The sequence below is a fragment of the Clostridium sp. LIBA-8841 genome (genome assembly GCF_034439435.1).
Classification (GTDB): Bacteria; Bacillota; Clostridia; order Clostridiales; family Clostridiaceae; genus Sarcina.
Genome location: NZ_JAPCKJ010000002.1, coordinates 14594 through 34522 on the forward strand (window position 1 = coordinate 14594; position 19929 = coordinate 34522).

Here is a 19929-nt window from a genome sequence, read left to right on the forward strand (position 1 = left end):
AAAATGTTTGTAAATCAAAGTAAAATAATATAAAATTACAATATGTAAAATAAATTTTGTTAAGGAGTAATTTTATATGAAAAGTATAAGTAGAATTAAGGTAAGATATGCAGAAACAGATGCAATGAAGGTTGTACATCATGCCAACTATTATATATATTTTGAATCAGCAAGAGAGGATTTCATAGAGCAGTTTGGAATAAGATACAAAGATATGGAGGATATGGGGGTTATGATGCCTTTAGTTGAAACACAGTGTAAATATATAGATGCTGCAAAGTACGGGGATAATCTTGTTATAGAAACAGAATATGACGAAATAACACCCATTAAGGTAGGATTAAAATATACTGTTAAAAGAGAAGAAGATAATAAGCTTATTGCTACAGGGAAAACACTTCAAACTTTTGTTGATAGTACCACTTTTAGAATAATAAACCTTAAAAAAGTGCATCCAGAAATGTGGGAAAAATTAAGTGATTGTTAAATTGATGAATAATTAATCAATAAAATGTTAAAAACCTTTTTGTTTATTGAAAATATATATTAATTAAAATATAATCTAAGAAAATAAAATTATTCTTTAATTCAGTCCAGAGAGGCTTAGAAGAATTGGTTATTTAGATTATAAATATAAATTTTATTAGTTTAAAGAATTAACTTCTTGTCTCTAACTGGCAAGAAGTTTTATTTTTACCTTTTTAAATCAGTCCTGTGAGGCTGGAAAGAGGAGAAACAGAGCTTTCTCCTTAATAAGAGTAAGGAGGCTTAAAATTTATGGCACAACAAGTAATGAGTAAAGAAAAAAGCAGTATTAAGACAGAAGGAGTTTTATCCTATTTAAAAAATGGTATTTTAGGACTACAGCATTTAGTTGCTATGTTTGGAGCTACAATATTAGTACCTATGGTAACAGGGCTTGACCCTTCAGTAGCTTTATTCACAGCAGGAGTAGGTACTTTAATATTCCATTTATGTACTAAAGGAAAAGTTCCAGTATTTTTAGGATCATCTTTTGCATTTATACCAGTAATCACAGCAGTTGCTGCGAAGTATGGTGATTTGAGATATGCTCAAGGAGGAATATTCTTTGCAGGGCTAGCATATGTATTAATTTCTTTTATGATAAAGAAAATAGGTGTAGAGAGAATAAGAAGATTTTTACCTGCAAGAGTGGTAGGACCTATGATTATGGTTATAGGTTTAAACCTTATACCTAACGCTTTAGAGATGGCTGGAGTTAAATCTTTAATAGCCGGGGAATCTGGGGCGATGATTTCAGTTATAATAGCAATTACTACATTAGGATTAGCATTATTAATAAGTAAGTTTGGAAAGGGATTTTTCTCACAATTAGCAATAATAACAGCAGTAGCCGTTGGATATACTTTAAGCTTAGTATTAGGACAAGTTGATACAAGTTTAATTCAACAAAGTACTATGGTTGCAGTACCAAACTTTACACTTCCAAAATTTGATTTTGGAGCAATAATGATAACTTTACCAGTAATATTAGCTGTATCAATGGAGCACATAGGTGATATAACTACTAATGGACAGGTTGTTGGTAAAAACTTTATAGAAGATCCAGGCTTAAATAGAACAATATTAGGAGATGGACTAGCAACTTTAGTAGCATCTTTATTAGGAGGGCCTGCTAATACTACTTATGGAGAAAATACAGGAGTGTTAGCAATAACTAAAAATTATAATCCATCAATTTTAAGATTAACAGCTGTTTTTGCCATAATACTAAGCTTTATAGCAAAGTTTGGAGCAGTTATAAGAACAATTCCTCAATCAGTAATGGGAGGAATAAGTTTAATGTTATTCTCTATGATTGCCTTAGTAGGGGTTAAAACAATAAAGAATGAAAAAGTCAAGCTAAATAAAACTAATATTATACTAATGGCAATAATAATGTTCGTTGGTCTATCAGGTTTATTTATGGAAAGTCCTATAGGAATAAACATAAGTGAAGCTGTAAGTATATCAGGATTAAGTTTAGCGGCTTTAGTAGGAGTTGTTTTAAATTTAATAATTACTAAGTTTGAATCAGTAAAAAATAGTGAAGAAGTAACTGCTTAAAAAGAGTAATAACAAGTCATTTTAAAATTAAAATGATTTGTTATTTTTTTGTATAAAATAAATTAGAAAAATTTCTTAGAATGTGGTATCATATTAATAATAAATATTAATATTTTGTTAACACAAATTGATGAGAGGAAGTGTCAAAAATGAATTTAATAAATAGCAAAATTGATGAAATGAAAGAAGATTTAATTGAATCAGTGCAAAGTATTATTAAAATCAAAAGTGTTGAAGGAAAACCAAGAGAAGGTATGCCTTTTGGAGAGGGAGTTTCAAAGTCTTTAGAACATGCTTTAAATATTTCAAAAAAATTAGGTTTTAAAGTTGTTAATCTAGATGGACATGTAGGATATGCTGAGTATGGTGATGGAGAAGAATATGTAGCTGCTTTAGGTCATTTAGATGTTGTACCTGAAGGCGGTGATTGGATTTATCCACCTTATGGAGCAGAAATACATGATGGAAAAATTTATGGAAGAGGAACAACTGATGATAAAGGACCAATAATTGCATCATTATATGGTTTAAAGGCTATAAAAGATTCAGGGTTACCTATATCAAAGAGAATAAGAATAATCTTTGGTACTAATGAAGAAACTGGAAGTAAAGATATAGAATACTATTTAGAACGTGAAAAAGCTCCAGTAGCAGGATTTACTCCAGATGCAGAATTTCCAATAATAAATGGAGAAAAGGGTATCACTATTTTTGACATTGTTAAAGCTTTTGGAGACGAGAAAGTTCCTGGTAATGTATGTGTTGAAAGTATAAAGGGTGGAATAGCATCAAATGTAGTTGCTAGTCTTTGTGAAATAAAATTAAAAACTAAAGAAGTAGATAAAGTTTGCGAATTAATAGAAAAAGTTGCTAAGGAAAATAATATTAAGTTTGAATTATCACATAGCAATGATGAAATTGAATTAAAAGTATTTGGAGTTTCAGCTCATGGTAGTACACCAGAAAAAGGTATAAATGCTATTATGCAAACAGTTAAAATATTATCAGAATTAGATTTAACACAAAAAGATATTAAAGACTTTATTAAATTCTTAAATGATAATATTGGTGAAGATGTATATGGAGAAAAATTTGGTATATTCTTAGAAGATGAAGCTTCAGGAAAATTAAGCTTTAATGTTGGAGTAATTGATTTAAATGATAAAGAAGGAAGAGTTACTTTAAACTTAAGATATCCTGTTACTAAGACTTTAGAAGATATGATGAAACCATTTAATGAAAGAATAAGTGGAAAAGGCATAGAAATAGAAAACTTTGAACACCAAGAACCATTATATTTCTCAGCAGACCATTCTTTAATAAAGACTTTACAAAAAGTATATAAAGAAGAAACAGGAAAAGAAGGAGAATTAATATCTATTGGTGGAGGTACATATGCTAAAGAAATGCCTAATACAGTAGCATTTGGACCAATATTCCCAGGAGAACCAGATGTTATTCATAAACCAAATGAATATATTAAAATAGATGACTTAATTTTAATAAGTAAAATATATGCAAAAGCTTTATATGAATTAGCAAAATAATTATAGTGATTAATAAAATTATATATTTTTTAATTAAACTTAACTTTATGAACATAGTTAGTTAAAAAATCCATAATTAATAAAATAAAAAAAGAGTGGTGAAAATCCACTCTTTTTTTTATTCGTGTTTATCTTGACATTCTTCACATATTCCATAAAAATACATCTTGTTTGAAAGTATTTTATAGCTTGAATGTTTTTGGGCTTCTTCATTTAGATGATTATAATCTAAATTTTCAAGATCATCAACTCTACCACAAGCTAGGCATTGAACATGACAATGATCTTTAGCAGTGCCATCATATCTAAAGTTTCCTTCACCAACATTAATTTCTTGTACTAATTCAACTTCTACAAGAGTTTTTAATGCCTTGTAAACTGTAGCTAGTGACATTGTAGGATAATCTTCCTGTAAAGCCTTATAAATTGTCTCAGCAGATGGATGTTCCTTAGTACCTTTTAAGTATTTATAAACAGCAATCCTTTGAGGAGTTAATTTTAATTTTTTTTCTTTAAAAACAGAAGTTATATTGTCCATTTCCACCATCCCTATCATCTATGATAATTAAATATATTATATAATAATAATTATTATATGTCAAAGATTATCTTTTAATATTAAATAACATTAAACTATGTTAAATATTATTTCACAAAAATTCATAAAAAAAACTTGTAAAAATAGCCTTTTTATGATAAAATTTATTTAAAGGTTGTTAATTAATTAACAAAGTTTTTCCATGTTCATTTCATTTTCCTTTAAGAACAGTTATTTTTACTGTTCTTTTTTTTTATTTTTAAACAATTAAAAAAGGTATTAAAGTTTGAAGCTTTAAATACCTTTAAAAAATTATTTTGAAAGTTAAATAAATTTTAATTTAAATATTTTTAACCGCTATTAACTATTTTACTTGTATAAAAATATAATTGCAAGTAAAGTAATTACAATTATATATTAATATGTTATAAAAATGTAACGTTTTTTAATAGTTTATTTATTAATTTAAGTTAAAAGTATTAAAGTAAAATTTGAAAAAAGTATCCTGAAATATAATAAATAATAGTATTCAAATTAGTAAATAATATATAGGTATATGAAAGATAATTACTTTACTTAAAGTTAAATGAGTGGTAAACTTTACTATATAAATTAATTACTTAGGAGGTTAATTATGTCAAAATATAAAGTTGGAGACGAATTAATTATTGTTTCAGATCCTAATCAAGAAGAGAAAAAACTAAAGGATTTAAGTTTCTTAAAGAAAGATGGAGACTATGCTTCTTTATCATGGGGAATAAGAATAGTTGATGTATTATATGAAAAACCAAATGTTACATTAACTTATAGAAATGTTATGGGTGAAACTAATAAAGTTTTTGCTGTATGTAATGATGTAGCTAATTTTGATCATGAAAAAGTTTTAGAAAAAGCTTTACTTAAAGCATTCCAAAATGAACTTACAAACATTACTGTTATAAAAAATGCAGGCTTAAAGACTATGTTATAATTAAATTAAGAGGGGATTGAGAGTATAATATGGCATATTGTCCATTTTGGTCGAGTGAGAGGGAGAAATTTAGTTGTTATAAAGAATGTCCAATGAATGAGAAGATTACAGGAGAAGAATGTGTATTTTCTCTTTATTTAGATAAAAACTTTTTACTTGGGGAAGAAGATAAGGAATCAGATTTAGTTTTAACTCAGGTAAATTAATAAGAGACGCTTCTTGGGTATGAAGCGTCTCTTATTTTTATAATAAGAAAGAAAAGTAAAGAACCCTACAAATCTTTAATTATTTATATATATTAGAATATCTATGAAGTAAATTATGCTTTAGATTCCAAAGGCCATTTGATAAATCTACATAATAAGTATGAGGGTTTTCAAATCTTAAAATTTCTGGCCAAAGCTTTTCACATTCTTTTTGAGCATAATCTCTAATTTCCATGACAGATGGATTTTTATAGCATACCTCTCCATTTTCAAATATCTTAACAAGTAAGTCCTTAACATAATAGTTAGTTAAGGTTTTTCTTTTCCATACGTGAATAGGATTAAAAATTTCTAATGGTTTATCAGTATCTATTTTTTCATCATTTAATAATATCAAATCAGCTAAAGCTGTGTGAGTTGTATTATCAAATATTCTTATTAATCTCTTAAACCCTGGGTTCGTTATTTTTTCTTCATTTTCACTTATTTTTATTCTAGGAATTATGTTTCCTTCCTCATCTTCAACTGCGACTAATTTATAAACACCGCCAAAAACAGGCTCTGATCTAGCTGTTATAAGTCTTTCGCCAACTCCAAAAGCATCTATTGAAGCTCCTTGGCTTAATACATCTCTTATTATAAATTCATCTAAAGAGTTTGAAACTATTATTTTACAATCTGGATATCCAGCATCATCAAGCATTTTTCTACATTTTTTAGAAAGATAAGTGATATCACCACTATCTATTCTTATTCCCTTTGGTCTTTTTCCTAAAGGTTTTAATACCTCATCAAAAACTTTAATAGCATTAGGAACACCAGATTTTAAAACATTATATGTATCTATTAAAAGAGTACAATTATCTGGGTACGCAACTGCCCATGCTTTAAATGCTTCATATTCATCTCCAAAAAGTTGAATCCAACTGTGAGCCATAGTTCCTATAGCTGGTATATCAAACATTTGGTCAGCTATTGTACATGCTGTAGAGTCACAACCACCTATAGCAGCAGCTCTTGCACCATAGATTGCTCCGTCATATCCTTGGGCTCTTCTAGAACCGAACTCCATAACAGTTTTATCGCCAGCGGCTCTACATATTCTATTAGCTTTAGTAGCTATAAGTGTTTGGTGATTTATAGTAAGAAGTATCATAGTTTCAACAAATTGTGCCTGTATTACAGGACCTTTAACTATGACTAAAGGTTCATTTGGAAAAACAGGATTACCCTCTGGAATTGCCCAAACATCACAAGTAAATTCAAAATTTATTAAAAATTCTAAGAATTTATCACAAAATATTTCCTTTGATTTTAAGTATGCTATATCATCTTCTGAAAAGTGTAGATTTGATAAGTATTCTATTAATTGTTCAACACCAGCCATTATACAATAGCCACCGCCATCTGGTACCCTTCTAAAATACATATCAAAATAGGCAATTTTATTTTCTATACCATTTTTAAAATAGCCATTTGCCATAGTAAGTTCATAGAAATCAACTAGCATTGTAAGATTTCTAGGGTTTTTTACATCAAACTTATAATCCATATAAAATTTATCTCCTTTTCATAAGTTGTCAATAACTATTGTAACCAGTAGTTAGAATTATTACAATATATATGTTACTAAATATTATGTTTTACTAATATTAATTTAGTCAATAATTAAAATAAATTTTATTAAATTTAGGAGAATTATCATGTCAAATTTAGATAAATATCAAAAGGAGGCTGTAAAGGCAAATAGTAAAAGTATTCTTGTTATAGCACCTCCAGGAGCAGGAAAAACAACTGTAATATTAAATAGAATAAAGTATCTTTTAGAGGAAAAGAAAATTAGAGGAATACATGTTGTGGTAATAACCTTTACTAAGGCAGCAGCAGAAAATATGAAAAGTAGATTTAAAGAGATGCATAGGGAAGGTGTTATTCCTTTCTTTGGGACATTTCATGGACTTTTTTACAAGATATTGCTTAGAAACAAGGAAGATATAAGGATTATAGAAGCAAAGGATGCTTATAAGGTTATAAAAAAGGTTTTATCAACTTATATAGAAGAAGTAAGTGATGAAAAAATAAAAGAGGTATTAAATAATATATCTAGAAAAAAAGTTTCATCTAAAGATTTAGAAATATCAATGACGCAGGATATTTTTGATAAATGTTATGAAGCATATGAAACCTTTAAAAATGAAAGGGGACTCTTAGATTTTGATGATTTGCAAATCAAGGCTGTAGCTCTTTTGAAAAATAATCCTCATATATTAGGATATTATAGAAATTTAATAAAATATATATTGGTTGATGAGTTTCAAGATTGTGATGAAGTTCAGTTAGAATTTTTAAGACTTATAAATAATGAGGTCTTTTGTGTGGGAGATGAAGATCAAAGTATATATTCCTTTAGAGGAGCAACTCCAAAATGTATGATAAATTTTGGACAGGATTTTGAAGGAAGTGAAAAAGTTTATTTAAAATACAATTATAGAAGCCTTAAAAATATTGTTGAGGTATCTAAGGATATTATAAAGCATAATAAAGAAAGGTACCAAAAAGAAATAATAGCTTTTAATGAAAATGAAGGTAATATAGAGCTTAAAAAACCTTTTAATGAATCTGAAGAGGCTAATATGATTATTGGAAAGATAGAGGAGGCTAAAAGACTAGGAAATAAATATTCTGATAATGCTATTCTTTATAGAACAAACATGGAAAGTAGAAGTTTTATTGATGCTTTTATTAGAAAAAAGATTCCTTTTAAGCTTTTAGACAAAGAATATAATTTTTTTAATCATTTTATATGTAAAGATTTAATAGCTTATTTAAGATTAGCAATAGATCCATTTAATAAAGAGGATTTTAATAAAATAATAAATAAGCCATTTAGATATGTATCTAAAAGTGCTATATATGGAGTTTTTAATTCTAAAAAACAAGAAAATGTATTTGATATATTAATGAGTGGAGAGGGAGTACATCCTTTTCAAATGAGAAAGTTTGAAGAATTAAAAAATGATATAGCGTATCTAAATAAACTTTCTTTAAATAGTGCTATTGATTTTATATTGAGTGATTTAGAATATAGTCAGTATATTAGGGAATACTCTTCTAAATTTAAGCAAAATCAAGAGGAATTATTGGATATTGTAGATGAATTTAAAAGTTCTGCTACAGAGTTTAAATCCATAATAAATTTCTTAGCACATATAGAAAGTGTTGAAGAGAACTTGGAAAACATAAATTCAAAAGGGAATATAGATTCAGTAATATTAAGTACAATGCATGGAGTTAAAGGCATGCAATTTAAAAATGTTCATATTGTTAATGTTGTTGATGAGACAATACCACATAAAAACAGCATGGAAAATTTAGAAGAGGAGAGAAGACTTTTTTATGTAGGAATAACTAGAGCTATAAGTAATTTATATATTTATGCACCAAAGAATGTAAGGGGGAAATTTAAGGACCCTTCTATATTTTTAAGTAATATAAATTTAGAGGATGAATCTAGTATAAGAGATTATGGATTAAAAGAGGGAGACGTAGTAAGACATAATTATTTTGGAATAGGAGAAATATTTAAAATAGATAATGATACTGTTGAAGTAAAATTTGTTCAAGGAGGAAGCAAAAAGTTTTCTTTAAGAACATTAATTGAGAATAATTTGGTAGAAAAAATAATTTGCGAAGTTTAAACCATTGCTGAAAGTTATTTTTATATATTTATTTAAAACAGAGAAGCGTTAAAGAATTAATATTATTTTGAAATACATCATAATAAAAATAAGGTGTATCAAAAATTCATAATAGAACTTGATACACCTTATAATTTAATTGATTTTAAGAAATAGTGTTTGAAATATAAATAATATTTATTTGGTATTTTTGATATTATATTAATTATTAAATATTTTAAAAATTAATAATATATTATATTTTAAGAGTATCATATCCTATAGCTTTTTTAGGACAAGCGGTAACACATTGGCCACATTGAATACAATCAGGATGACTTAATAAATCGCCTTTATAATCATAAGGAACTAGGCCTAAGGGGCATTTTTTTCACATAGTTTACATAAAACACATGAGTTTGATACTTGTAATACTCTTTTTCTTTTATTAAAATTTGATACTAGTGAGCCTAAAGTTCCCATAGGACAGAAGCTACACCAAGTTCTATGATTATATATTAAAGAAAGTAAAATTCCTATTACTGTTGTTACAACAATTAGTCTATAAAATACCATTCCAATTCCATAAAGGTTTCCCCAATTTTTATATAATCCAGAAATAAATACAGTCATCATTAAAGTTAGGGTTAAGAATCTAAATAAATATGATTTAAAAAATTTAGGCGGTTTTCTTTTACCACTAATTTTTAAAATTATATTATCATAAAAGTTACCTCTAGGACACAAGTTACCACACCAAAATCTACCTCTAAATACAGAAACAACTACGGGTGCAATCATACAGATGGCAGCTACTATAGCGAATCTCAAATCAAAAAGGCCTAAAATAACAAATAATATTAAAAGTAAGAAAGAGTATTTCTTCCAAAGTTTAAGAAAAGTATTCATTTAATAAATCCTCCTAATAAAAAAGTTTGTATTGATGTAATTATTCTATTTAAAATGTAGAAATAGAACTATAACTTTATCACTTAAAAAAATTAATTAAGTTTAAAAACTCAGTATTATAAGCAATTATATAGGATAGTCTTAAATAATATACTCGTAAATGAGTATAAAATATAATTGAATAAAAAAAAATAGTAATATATAATCAAAAATATATAAAATAAATAAAATATATAATATATATATTTTATAAACAAAAAGTAGGTGTTAAAAATGAATATAAATTTAATGGAGGAAGCTCAAGAAATAAAAGATTTATTAGTAGCTTTAAGAAGAGATTTTCATGAAAATCCAGAATTAGGTTTTGAAGAATGGAGAACTTCAGGAAAAATAAAAGAATTCTTAACTAATGAAGGTATTGAATATATAGAAACTGCGAAGACAGGAGTATGTGGTGTAATAAAGGGAACACTAACAGATGATGATAAAAAAGACAGATGTATAGCTTTAAGAGCAGATATAGATGGTCTTCCTATGGATGATAAGAAGACTTGTTCATATTCTTCTAAGGTTAAAGGAAAAATGCATGCATGTGGACATGACGCACATACAACAATATTATTAGGTGCAGCTAAGTTATTAAATAGACATAAAGATAAGTTTAGCGGTACTGTTAAGTTATTATTTGAACCAGCAGAGGAAACAACAGGTGGAGCTCCTATAATGATAGAAGAGGGAGTTTTAGAAAATCCTAGAGTAGAAAAAATAATAGGACTTCATGTTGAGGAGACTTTAGATGCTGGACAAATAATGATAAAAAAAGGAGTTGTTAATGCCGCATCTAATCCTTTCACAATAAAAATAAAAGGAAGAGGAGGCCATGGAGCATACCCACATATGGCTGTAGATCCTATAGTTATGGCTTCTCAAGTTGTTTTAGGCTTACAAACAATAGTAAGTAGAGAAATAAAACCAGTAAATCCAGCTGTTGTAACAGTGGGAAGTATAAATGGAGGAACTGCTCAAAATATAATACCAGATGAAGTCGTATTAAGAGGTGTTATAAGAACTATGACTTTAGAGGATAGAGCTTATGCAAAGGAAAGACTTAGAGAAATAGCTACTTCAATTTGCGCTGCTATGAGAGGTGAGTGTGAAATAGAAATAGAAGAGAGCTATCCATGTCTATATAATAATAGTGAAGTTGTTGATTTAGTATCTGAGGCAGCTAAAGAAATTATTGGTGCTGAGAATGTCAAAGAACAGGAAGCACCAAAGCTAGGCGTTGAAAGTTTTGCATATTTTGCCTTAGAAAGAGAATCAGCATTTTACTTCTTAGGAGCTAGAAATGAGGAGAGAAATATTATTTATTCAGCTCATAATAGTAGATTTGATATAGATGAGAATTTATTACCAATTGGAGTTTCAATTCAATGTAAATCTGTATTAAATTATTTGACAAGGGAGTAATTTAATATTAATCTATAAAATAGTAATTATAAAATGATTTGAATTTAGGAGTGAAGCAATTTGAAAATAGAGATAGGTACAAATGAAGCGGGACAGAGATTAGATAAGTTCTTAAGAAAATATTTAAAGGATGTACCTCTAAGTGCTATATTTAAAGCATTAAGAAAAGGAGATATAAGAGTAAACGGGAAGAAGCAAAAAGAAAAGTACTCTCTTTTAGAGGGAGATGTTATAGAAATAAGATATCTTCAAAGCGTAGTAACTAAAGAGAAGAAAAAGCCTAATTTCCAAATGGTTGATTCAGGATCACTTCAAGTGGTATATGAAGATGAAAATATGCTTTTAGTTGAAAAATGGCCAGGAGTATTAGTTCATTCAGATAAAAAGAATGGAGCTCCAACCTTAACTGATTACGTATTATCATACTTATTCAGAAAAGGAGACTATGTTCCAGAAAACGAATTAACTTTTACTCCAGCATCTTGTAACAGATTAGATAGAAATACTTCAGGAATAGTATTCTTTGGGAAGAATTTCGAAGGATTAAAATTATTAAATGAAATGATAAGAGAAAGAAAAGTTAAGAAGTATTACTGTGCTTTAGTTAAAGGTAAAATAAAACCTGGAAAGTATGAAGCATACATATCAAAAGATGATGAAGCTAATAAGTCAACGGTTTATGATACTGAAAAGCCAGATACAAAGAAAATAAAAATGGATGTTAATGTTATACAAACTAATGGTGCATTCTCATTATTAGAAATAGAACTTATAACAGGAAGAAGTCATCAGTTAAGAGCCCATTTAGCTCATTTAGGAAATCCTATAGTTGGAGATTTTAAATATGGTGATAATAAAATGAATTCGTTTTTTGAAAATAAATTTGGATTAACATATCAATTCCTTTATGCGTATAAGGTTACGTTTAAAGAGGTTCCTGAAAAGTTTAGTTATTTAAAAAATAAAACTATAGCTCAGGGATTACCTCCGATGTTTAAAAAGATAAAGAAGGATGTATTTAAATTTAGGATTTAGTTTTAAGATAGGAGATTTTTATGAAAGAGCAGTCTATAACTAGAGGATTTGCAATACTCTCTATTGCAAGCATAGTTGCTAAATTATTATCTTTAATTTATGTGCCTTTTCTTACTAGAATCGTAGGAGAAGTTGGTATGGGTATATATGGTAAAACCTATGAGATATTTGTTTTTGTATACGCATTAACAAATGTAGGATTACAAACAGCCATATCAAAGTATGTTTCAGAATTGGATGCAATTGGTAATTATAAAGATGCCTTAAGAGCATTTAAAATTTCTAGAGCATTTTTACTTGTAGTAGGAACATTATTTACTATATGTTTAATGTTAGGAGCTAATTTTATAGCAAACATAAGCCAGTCGCCAGAAATGGTTTATCCAATAATATTTTTAGCACCTACAATTATGATAACAACAGTATTAGTTACATATAAAGGATATTTTCAAGGAAGATCTCAAGCAACACCAATTGCTATTGCAACTGTGATTGAACAGGTCGTAAATGTAGCTTTAAGTTTGATATGTGCATACTTGCTTATAAAGAAGAGTTTATCATTAGGGGTTTCAGGAGGAACTATTGGTTCATCAGCTGGAGCGCTAATGGCAGTTATATATTTAATATACATATATAATATATATGGAGTTGAAAAAGAAGCTAAGATAAGACAGGAGCCAGGTGTAAAAAGAATTACTGGTAAGAGGATAGCAAGAACATTATTTAAATATGGTTTACCAATAACTCTTAGTACAGGACTTCAGAACTTGGGAAATATAATAGATATGCTAACAGTAAGTAACAGACTTGTTGATGCTGCAGGATTTTCACGAAATGAAGCAAATGCTTTATATGGATATTTTTCAACAAGATATAAAGTTTTATTAAATATTCCTATGGTGTTTATAACATCTTTAGGATATATGGCATTACCTGCAATATCCAAAGCATATGTGTTAAAGGACAAAAAAGAAATAAAAAATAAAATTAATTTCTCTATGAGAATTACATATCTTTTATCTATACCAGCAGCTTTTGGCTTAGCTTTATTAAGTGAAAATATATATAAATATATCTTTGCAGATTCAAATGGATATATGATGATGGTAATAGGTGCTGCTATGATTCCTTTAACGGCAATAGTACTTATGCAGAACGTAATACTTCAGAGTGTAAGCCAGTTTTACTATGTATTATTTACTCTAGCACTTAGTATTGTAGTTAAGTTTACATTGAATATGACTTTAGTTGCAAATCCTAATATAAATATTTACGGGGCTGTAATTTCTGGAATGGTGGCTTTCACAATTTCTCTAGTGCTTAATCACTTTAGAATGAGAAAAACATTAAAGATGAAAATATCAATGTTTAAATATGCAGTAAAACCTGTCTTAGCATCGATATACATGAGCATAGGAATAATGTTGAGCAAATATGTATTATCTTTATTTATAGATTTAAATAAGTTAAGTTTTATATTTGGTATAACTATATTACTTGTAATAATAGCAATGGGTGCATTTATGTATCTTCATGCTATTATAATCTTAGGTGGTGTTAAAAAAGCTGATATAGGAGAAATTTCACCTAAACTTTTAAGGATTATGCCAAAATTCTTAAGGAAGAATATTAAATAAAAAAAGTAGGTTATCTAAACATAGATAACCTACTTTTTTATTATTTTTTTCTAAATAGTTTTAAAATTTCATTTATTACAAAAGGAATCAGTGATACTAATATAACTACAATCCAATCATAGAAAAGTAATGGAGTAACCTTAAAGATATTAGCAATAAAAGGAATAGATATTATTATTACTTGAAGAAAGATTCCAAGTAATATTGAATAAACTAAGTATTTATTTGAAAATATCCCTAAAGAGAAAGCTGACTTTGTATTGCTTCTAAGAGAAAGTGATAAAAATAATTGAGACACACTTAGAACAACAAAAGCCATTGTTTGCGCATGTACCAAGGATGATGGATAAAGTCTTTCACCTAATTTAAAAGCAAACAAGGTTATACCACCTATTAAAATACCATTTATAATCAATTGTATTTTATCACTTCTAATAAAAATGCTTTCTTTAGGATCTCTAGGTGGTTTATCCATAACATCTTCTTTAGTGTTATCTACACCTAAAGACAAGGCTGGAAAGCTATCTGTTATTAAATTAACCCAAAGTATGTGTATTGGTTGAAGTGGAGAATTCCAGTTAAGTAGTATAGCCGTAAATAAGGTTAGAATTTCACCTAAATTACAGGATAGTAAAAATACTATGGATTTTTTTATATTTAAGTAAATTTTTCTTCCTTCTTCTACAGCAGAAACAATGGTTGAAAAATTATCATCAGTTAAAATCATATCTGAAGCACCTTTAGATACATCAGTGCCAGTTATACCCATAGCAACACCTATATCAGCAGCTTTTAAGGATGGAGCGTCATTTACTCCATCTCCAGTCATAGAAACTATATTTCCATGAGATTTAAAGGCTTTAACTATTTTAACTTTGTGTTCAGGAGATACTCTTGCAAAAACCCTATAATTTACGATTTTTTCATTGAATTCTTCTTCCTTAAATTGATCTATTTCATGGCCTGTGATTGCTTGGGATATATTTTCAGCTATTCCAAGCTCACTAGCAATAGCAAAAGCTGTATTTTTATGGTCACCTGTTATCATAATAGGTGTTATTCCTGCGCTTTTACAAAGTTCAATAGAATCTTTTACTTCTAATCTTGGAGGGTCAATCATACCAACCATACCGATAAATATTAAATCTTTTTCTAAAGAATCCAAAATTATATTATCTTTTGAGATATCTTTATAAGCAAAAGAAAGAACTCTTAATGCTTTATCCGACATTACATTGGAGCTTTCTAAAATTTTATTTTTATATTCAGGTGTAAAGTCTAATATGCTTCCATTAATGGATATTTTATTACAAATAGATAATATTGAGTCTAAAGCACCTTTAGTGAAAACTCTTGCTTTTTCATTTACTAAGTTTACTGTGGTCATTAATTTTCTATCAGAATCAAAAGGAATTTCGTCTATTCTTTTAAATTCTTTTTCAAGATTTTCTTTTAATATGTTTAATTTAAAAGAACTTTCTAAAAGTGCAATCTCAGTAGGATCACCGGTTTTGTTTTTTTCAGAATAAGTTGCATCATTACAAAGAACCATACAATCTATTAAAAGTTTAGACTCATTTTGATTTAGGTTAAAATCACCTTCTTTTATATAAGAATCATTTACATAGACTGTGGTAACTGTCATTTTGTTTTGAGTAAGTGTACCTGTTTTATCAGAACAGATTATACTAACAGAACCTAAGGTTTCCACAGCGGGAAGCTTTCTTATTATGGCATTCTTTTTAACCATTCTTTGAACCCCTAAGGCTAATACAATAGCAACTATAGCAGGAAGCCCTTCAGGAATGGCAGCAACAGCTAGTGATATGGCTGTTAAAAACATTTCAAGCAAATCTCTTCCTTGAAAGAAAGAAATAACAAATATAAGTACACAAATTCCCACTGCTAAAAATCCTAGAATTTTACCTAATTCGCTTAGTTTTTTCTGAAGAGGAGTTTGTTCATTTTCTTCTTGTTCTATCATTTTAGCTATTTTACCAATTTCAGTATTCATACCAGTGCCGACAACAACACCAACTCCACGTCCATAGGTAGCTAAAGTTGACATGAATGCCATATTGTTTTGATCACCAATTGGAACTTCTTTATCAGCAATAAAAGAAGCATCTTTTTCTGAAGGAACAGACTCACCTGTAAAAGCTGATTCTTCTATTTTTAAATTTGCTGTATCTATTAAGCGAAGATCACCGGGTATATATCTACCAGCATCTATTATGGCTATATCTCCTGGAACAACATCTTCAGAAAGAATCTCTTTTAAAGAGCCATCTCTTTTAACAAGAGCTTTGGGAGTTGAGAGCTCTTTTAGAGCATCTAAGGCCTTTTCAGCTTTAGACTCTTGAATAACTCCAATGATTGCATTTATTAGTACTACCAACACTATTATTAAAGCATCACTTATTTCTCCTAAAAATGCTGATATGATTGCAGCGATAATAAGAATATAAATCATCACATCTTTAAGTTGGGCTAAAAATTGTTGAATTATGGTTTTCTTCTTTTTAGTTACCAGTTTATTTTTGCCGTACTTTTCAAGTCTCTTTAAGGCTTCTTCAGAGGAGAGACCATTTTTTTCATCCACATTTAACTCTTCTAATATTTCATTTTTAGATTTTTTGTACCACAAAATAATCACATCCTTTCTATTATATTAGCTTATAGATTTTTATTAAAAAAAATACAGAAATAAGAGAAATTTTTTATTTTCTATAAAACATTATATTTTTGAAAATATAAAAAAGATAATATTTAACAAGATTTAAAATTTTTATAAATTTAAAAGAAACATAATAAAAAAAAACGGAAATTTTAGTAAAATAAATTTATATGTTTAAATAACTTATAATTTGTGGTAAATGGTATGGTATTAAAAAGAGGATAACTTATTATAGAAGGGGGATATGGAAATGACCAAGACTACTTTGGTAATAATGGCAGCAGGAATGGGGAGTAGATATGGTGGTCTAAAACAGTTGGATAAGATCGGTCCTAGCGGAGAAACAATAATTGAATATTCAATTTATGATGCTATCAGGGCTGGTGTTACAAAGGTTGTATTCATAATAAAAAAAGATATCTTTAAAATATTTAGAGAAACTATAGGTGCTAAAATAGAAAAAATAGTTGAAACAAAATATGTTTTTCAAGAAATTGATAATATAAAAGAAGAATTTAGAGATAAATTTGAAAGAGTTAAGCCATGGGGAACTGGACATGCAATACTATGTTGTAAAGATGTTGTGGAGGAACCATTTATTGTGGTAAATGCCGACGACTTTTATGGAAGAGAAACTTATAATATCATTTGTAAAGAACTTGAAAAGAGCAAGGATGATTTTGAGTATTTTATGGCTGGATTTTTGGTTGATAAAACTTTAACTGATTTTGGAAGCGTATCTAGAGGAGTATGTGATTTTGATGATAAAGGCAATTTAATATCAGTGAAAGAAAGAACCAAAATAATGAAAATTGATAATAAAATATTTTATGAGGAAGATAATGTTCTTAATGAAATTTCTAAAGGTACTTTAGTTTCTATGAATATATGGGGATTAAAACCTAGTATATTCAAGGAGTTAGAAAATAAATTTTTAAGTTTTTTAGAAGATGAAAATATAGATAAATGTAAAGATGAGTTTTATTTACCAGTGGCAATAGATACCCTTATAAATGAAGGTAAGACAAAGGTTAAAGTGCTTAAATCAAGTGAACAGTGGTATGGGGTAACTTATAAAGAAGATAAGGAAAAGGTAGGTAACTCCTTAAGAAAGTTATCAAAAAAAATTTATCCAGCTAATTTGTGGGAGGAGTTTAAATAATATGATTAAGACGTATAATTTTAAAAACATAGCAGAGAAGTTTAAATTAGAAGGAGAACTTAAGACATCAGATAGTCATGTATGTGGTCATATAAATGATACATTCATACTAAGATGTGAAGGAGAAAATGGAGAAGAGATAAAATATGTTCTTCAAAGAGTAAATTCAGACATATTTAAAAATCCAGAAGAGTTAATGGAGAATATTGAGAAAGTTACTTCTCATATAAAAAATAAGATTATAGAGGAAAATGGAAATCCTTTAAGAGAAACTTTAAACATAGTTAAGACTAAAGAGGGTATGAACTATTATAAATGTGAAGAGGGTAATTATTGGAGAGTATTTAATTTTATCCATGGTGCTAGCACATATCAAATAGTTGAAAAACCAGAACATTTATATACTGCAGGTAAGGCTTTAGGAAAATTCCAAAAACAATTAGCTGATTTTAATGTTGAATTACTTTATGAAACTATTCCAGATTTTCATAATACAGAAAAGAGGTTTGAAGCCTTTATGGAAGCTGTAAAAGAAGATATAAAAGGAAGAGCGGAAAGTGTTCAGGAGGAAATAGACTTTGTTATTAAGCGTGCTGAGGATACTAAAGTTTTAGTAAATATGATTAAAGAAAATAGAATTCCTTTAAGAGTTACCCATAATGATACAAAGTTTAATAACATAATGATAGATGACGAGACTGGAGAGGGAATAGCCGTTATTGATTTAGACACTGTTATGCCTGGATTATCTTTATATGATTTTGGAGATTCAATTCGTTCAGGAGCAACAACAGCTTTAGAAGATGAGGTGGATTTATCAAAGGTAAATTTTGATTTGAATCTTTATGAGCATTTTGCAAAAGGATTCTTAGAGTCAGCAGGAGATGCCTTTACTAAGGATGAAATTGAATACTTATCTTTTGCAGCCAAGCTTATGACTTTTGAATGTGGAATGAGATTCCTTATGGATTACTTAAATGGGGATATTTACTTTAAGATCCATAGAGAAAATCATAATTTAGATAGAGCCAGAAACCAATTTAAACTTGTCTCAGATATGGAATCTCAAATGAATAGTATGAAAAAAATTATATATAAATATGTTTAAAGTATAGATTGATATATAAATTTTTACCATTCTTTGAGGCATAATGATATACTAAATAGGTGAATAAATTAATTCACCTATTTAGTATTAAAGAAAGGGAGTGCAAGATGAAGCTTTGGGATATATTAGAAAGAAAATTTGGAAAGTTCTATATAAAGAACTTAATGATGTACATAATACTTTTTAATGCACTTATTTATATTATGATGTATACATCTGATGGAAAAGGATCTGTACTCAATTTAGTATTAGTGCCAGATTTAGTACTTAAGGGAGAGATATGGAGATTAATAACATTTATATTTATTCCTCCAATGGCTAGTCCTCTATTTATAGTTTTCACTTTATATTTTTATTACCTTGCTGGAAGTAGTTTAGAAAGTGAATTAGGTGGCTTTAAATTTAATATATATTATTTTATAGGAGTTTTAAGCACAATAATAATTTCATTTTTGACAAAGACACCAGCAACAGCAGCATATATAAATTTATCTTTATTTTTAGCTTTTGCTAAGGTAGATCCTAACTTTCAATTATTATTTTTATTTATAATTCCTGTTAAGGTTAAGCATTTAGCAATGTTAAACTGGGTTTTAATAATTTGGAATTTAATTACCGCAAATTCTATGGGTGGAAAATTATTAGTTTTGGCACCTATTATAAACTATTTGATTTTCTTTGGGAAGGACATAGTAAAAGGAACAGTATCAACATCTAAAAATCATTATAGAAAGAAAAATTTTGAAAGTAAAATGAAAACACCTAATTTTAGACATAAATGTGAGGTGTGTGGAATTACAGAAGTTGATGATCCAAATATGGAGTTTAGATATTGTTCTAAATGCTCTGGTAATAAATGCTATTGTATAAATCATATAAAAAATCATGAACATAAATAAAATTAA

General features: G+C 28.0%; 15 protein-coding genes and 1 pseudogene. 12 read left to right on the plus strand and 4 right to left on the minus strand.

Going from position 1 to position 19929, the window contains the following annotated elements:
- Nucleotides 1-76: 76 nt before the first annotated feature.
- The 3 genes from OIF33_RS05775 to pepV all read left to right on the plus strand — a co-directional run bounded on the left by OIF33_RS05775 (nt 77) and on the right by pepV (nt 3635).
- Entirely contained in the window at nt 77-487 is a 411-nt protein-coding gene (locus tag OIF33_RS05775) for a thioesterase family protein (RefSeq protein ID WP_322503273.1), read from the plus strand.
- A 290-nt stretch (nt 488-777) separates the two neighbouring features.
- Entirely contained in the window at nt 778-2088 is a 1311-nt protein-coding gene (locus OIF33_RS05780) for a uracil-xanthine permease family protein (protein WP_322503274.1), read from the plus strand.
- A 149-nt stretch (nt 2089-2237) separates the two neighbouring features.
- Nucleotides 2238-3635 (plus strand): dipeptidase PepV, encoded by a 1398-nt coding sequence (gene pepV, locus OIF33_RS05785; RefSeq protein WP_322503275.1) that lies wholly within the window; start codon nt 2238-2240, stop codon nt 3633-3635.
- Nucleotides 3636-3753: 118 nt separating this feature from the next.
- Here pepV and OIF33_RS05790 read toward each other — a convergent pair whose 3' ends face one another.
- Nucleotides 3754-4173: a Fur family transcriptional regulator gene (locus tag OIF33_RS05790; protein WP_322503276.1), complete on the minus strand. Its 420-nt coding sequence runs from the start codon at nt 4171-4173 to the stop codon at nt 3754-3756.
- 634 nt (nt 4174-4807) lie between these two features.
- Here OIF33_RS05790 and OIF33_RS05795 point away from each other — a divergent pair.
- Both OIF33_RS05795 and OIF33_RS05800 read left to right on the plus strand, forming a co-directional pair.
- A complete protein-coding gene (locus tag OIF33_RS05795; RefSeq protein ID WP_322503277.1) occupies nt 4808-5143 on the plus strand; it encodes a hypothetical protein in 336 nt (111 codons plus the stop codon).
- A 29-nt stretch (nt 5144-5172) separates the two neighbouring features.
- Entirely contained in the window at nt 5173-5349 is a 177-nt protein-coding gene (locus OIF33_RS05800; RefSeq protein WP_322503278.1) for a hypothetical protein, read from the plus strand.
- A 79-nt stretch (nt 5350-5428) separates the two neighbouring features.
- Here OIF33_RS05800 and OIF33_RS05805 read toward each other — a convergent pair whose 3' ends face one another.
- Nucleotides 5429-6901, minus strand: a complete 1473-nt coding sequence (locus OIF33_RS05805; RefSeq protein ID WP_322503279.1) for a nicotinate phosphoribosyltransferase — start codon at nt 6899-6901, stop codon at nt 5429-5431.
- Nucleotides 6902-7052: 151 nt separating this feature from the next.
- On the opposite strand from OIF33_RS05805, the gene OIF33_RS05810 reads away from it, so the two are divergent.
- Entirely contained in the window at nt 7053-9047 is a 1995-nt protein-coding gene (locus OIF33_RS05810) for an ATP-dependent helicase (protein WP_322503280.1), read from the plus strand.
- Between the two features lie 235 nt (nt 9048-9282).
- On the opposite strand, the pseudogene OIF33_RS05815 reads toward OIF33_RS05810, so the two are convergent.
- A pseudogene (locus OIF33_RS05815) lies at nt 9283-9935 on the minus strand (4Fe-4S binding protein).
- 273 nt (nt 9936-10208) lie between these two features.
- Here OIF33_RS05815 and OIF33_RS05820 point away from each other — a divergent pair.
- From OIF33_RS05820 to OIF33_RS05830, 3 genes are read left to right on the plus strand one after another with little or no spacing between them, the layout of a single operon-like run.
- The gene (locus OIF33_RS05820) at nt 10209-11405 is read left to right on the plus strand and encodes a M20 family metallopeptidase (RefSeq protein WP_322503281.1); all 1197 of its coding nucleotides are present in this window, start codon (nt 10209-10211) and stop codon (nt 11403-11405) included.
- A 60-nt stretch (nt 11406-11465) separates the two neighbouring features.
- Complete coding sequence (locus OIF33_RS05825; protein WP_322503282.1) at nt 11466-12440, plus strand: RluA family pseudouridine synthase; 975 nt, start codon at nt 11466-11468, stop codon at nt 12438-12440.
- Between the two features lie 20 nt (nt 12441-12460).
- Nucleotides 12461-14077: a polysaccharide biosynthesis protein gene (locus OIF33_RS05830; RefSeq protein ID WP_322503283.1), complete on the plus strand. Its 1617-nt coding sequence runs from the start codon at nt 12461-12463 to the stop codon at nt 14075-14077.
- 40 nt (nt 14078-14117) lie between these two features.
- On the opposite strand, the gene OIF33_RS05835 is transcribed toward OIF33_RS05830, so the two are convergent.
- The gene (locus tag OIF33_RS05835) at nt 14118-16724 is read right to left on the minus strand and encodes a calcium-translocating P-type ATPase, PMCA-type (RefSeq protein ID WP_322503284.1); all 2607 of its coding nucleotides are present in this window, start codon (nt 16722-16724) and stop codon (nt 14118-14120) included.
- A 280-nt stretch (nt 16725-17004) separates the two neighbouring features.
- On the opposite strand from OIF33_RS05835, the gene OIF33_RS05840 reads away from it, so the two are divergent.
- The 3 genes from OIF33_RS05840 (at nt 17005) to OIF33_RS05850 (ending at nt 19923) form a co-directional block, all read left to right on the plus strand.
- Complete coding sequence (locus OIF33_RS05840) at nt 17005-17916, plus strand: nucleotidyltransferase family protein (protein WP_322503285.1); 912 nt, start codon at nt 17005-17007, stop codon at nt 17914-17916.
- 1 nt (nt 17917) lies between these two features.
- On the plus strand, nt 17918-19024 hold the full coding sequence (locus OIF33_RS05845; protein WP_322503286.1) for an aminoglycoside phosphotransferase family protein: 1107 nt from the start codon (nt 17918-17920) through the stop codon (nt 19022-19024).
- Nucleotides 19025-19131: 107 nt separating this feature from the next.
- Nucleotides 19132-19923 (plus strand): rhomboid family intramembrane serine protease, encoded by a 792-nt coding sequence (locus OIF33_RS05850; RefSeq protein WP_322503287.1) that lies wholly within the window; start codon nt 19132-19134, stop codon nt 19921-19923.
- The last annotated feature ends 6 nt before the right edge of the window (nt 19924-19929 follow it).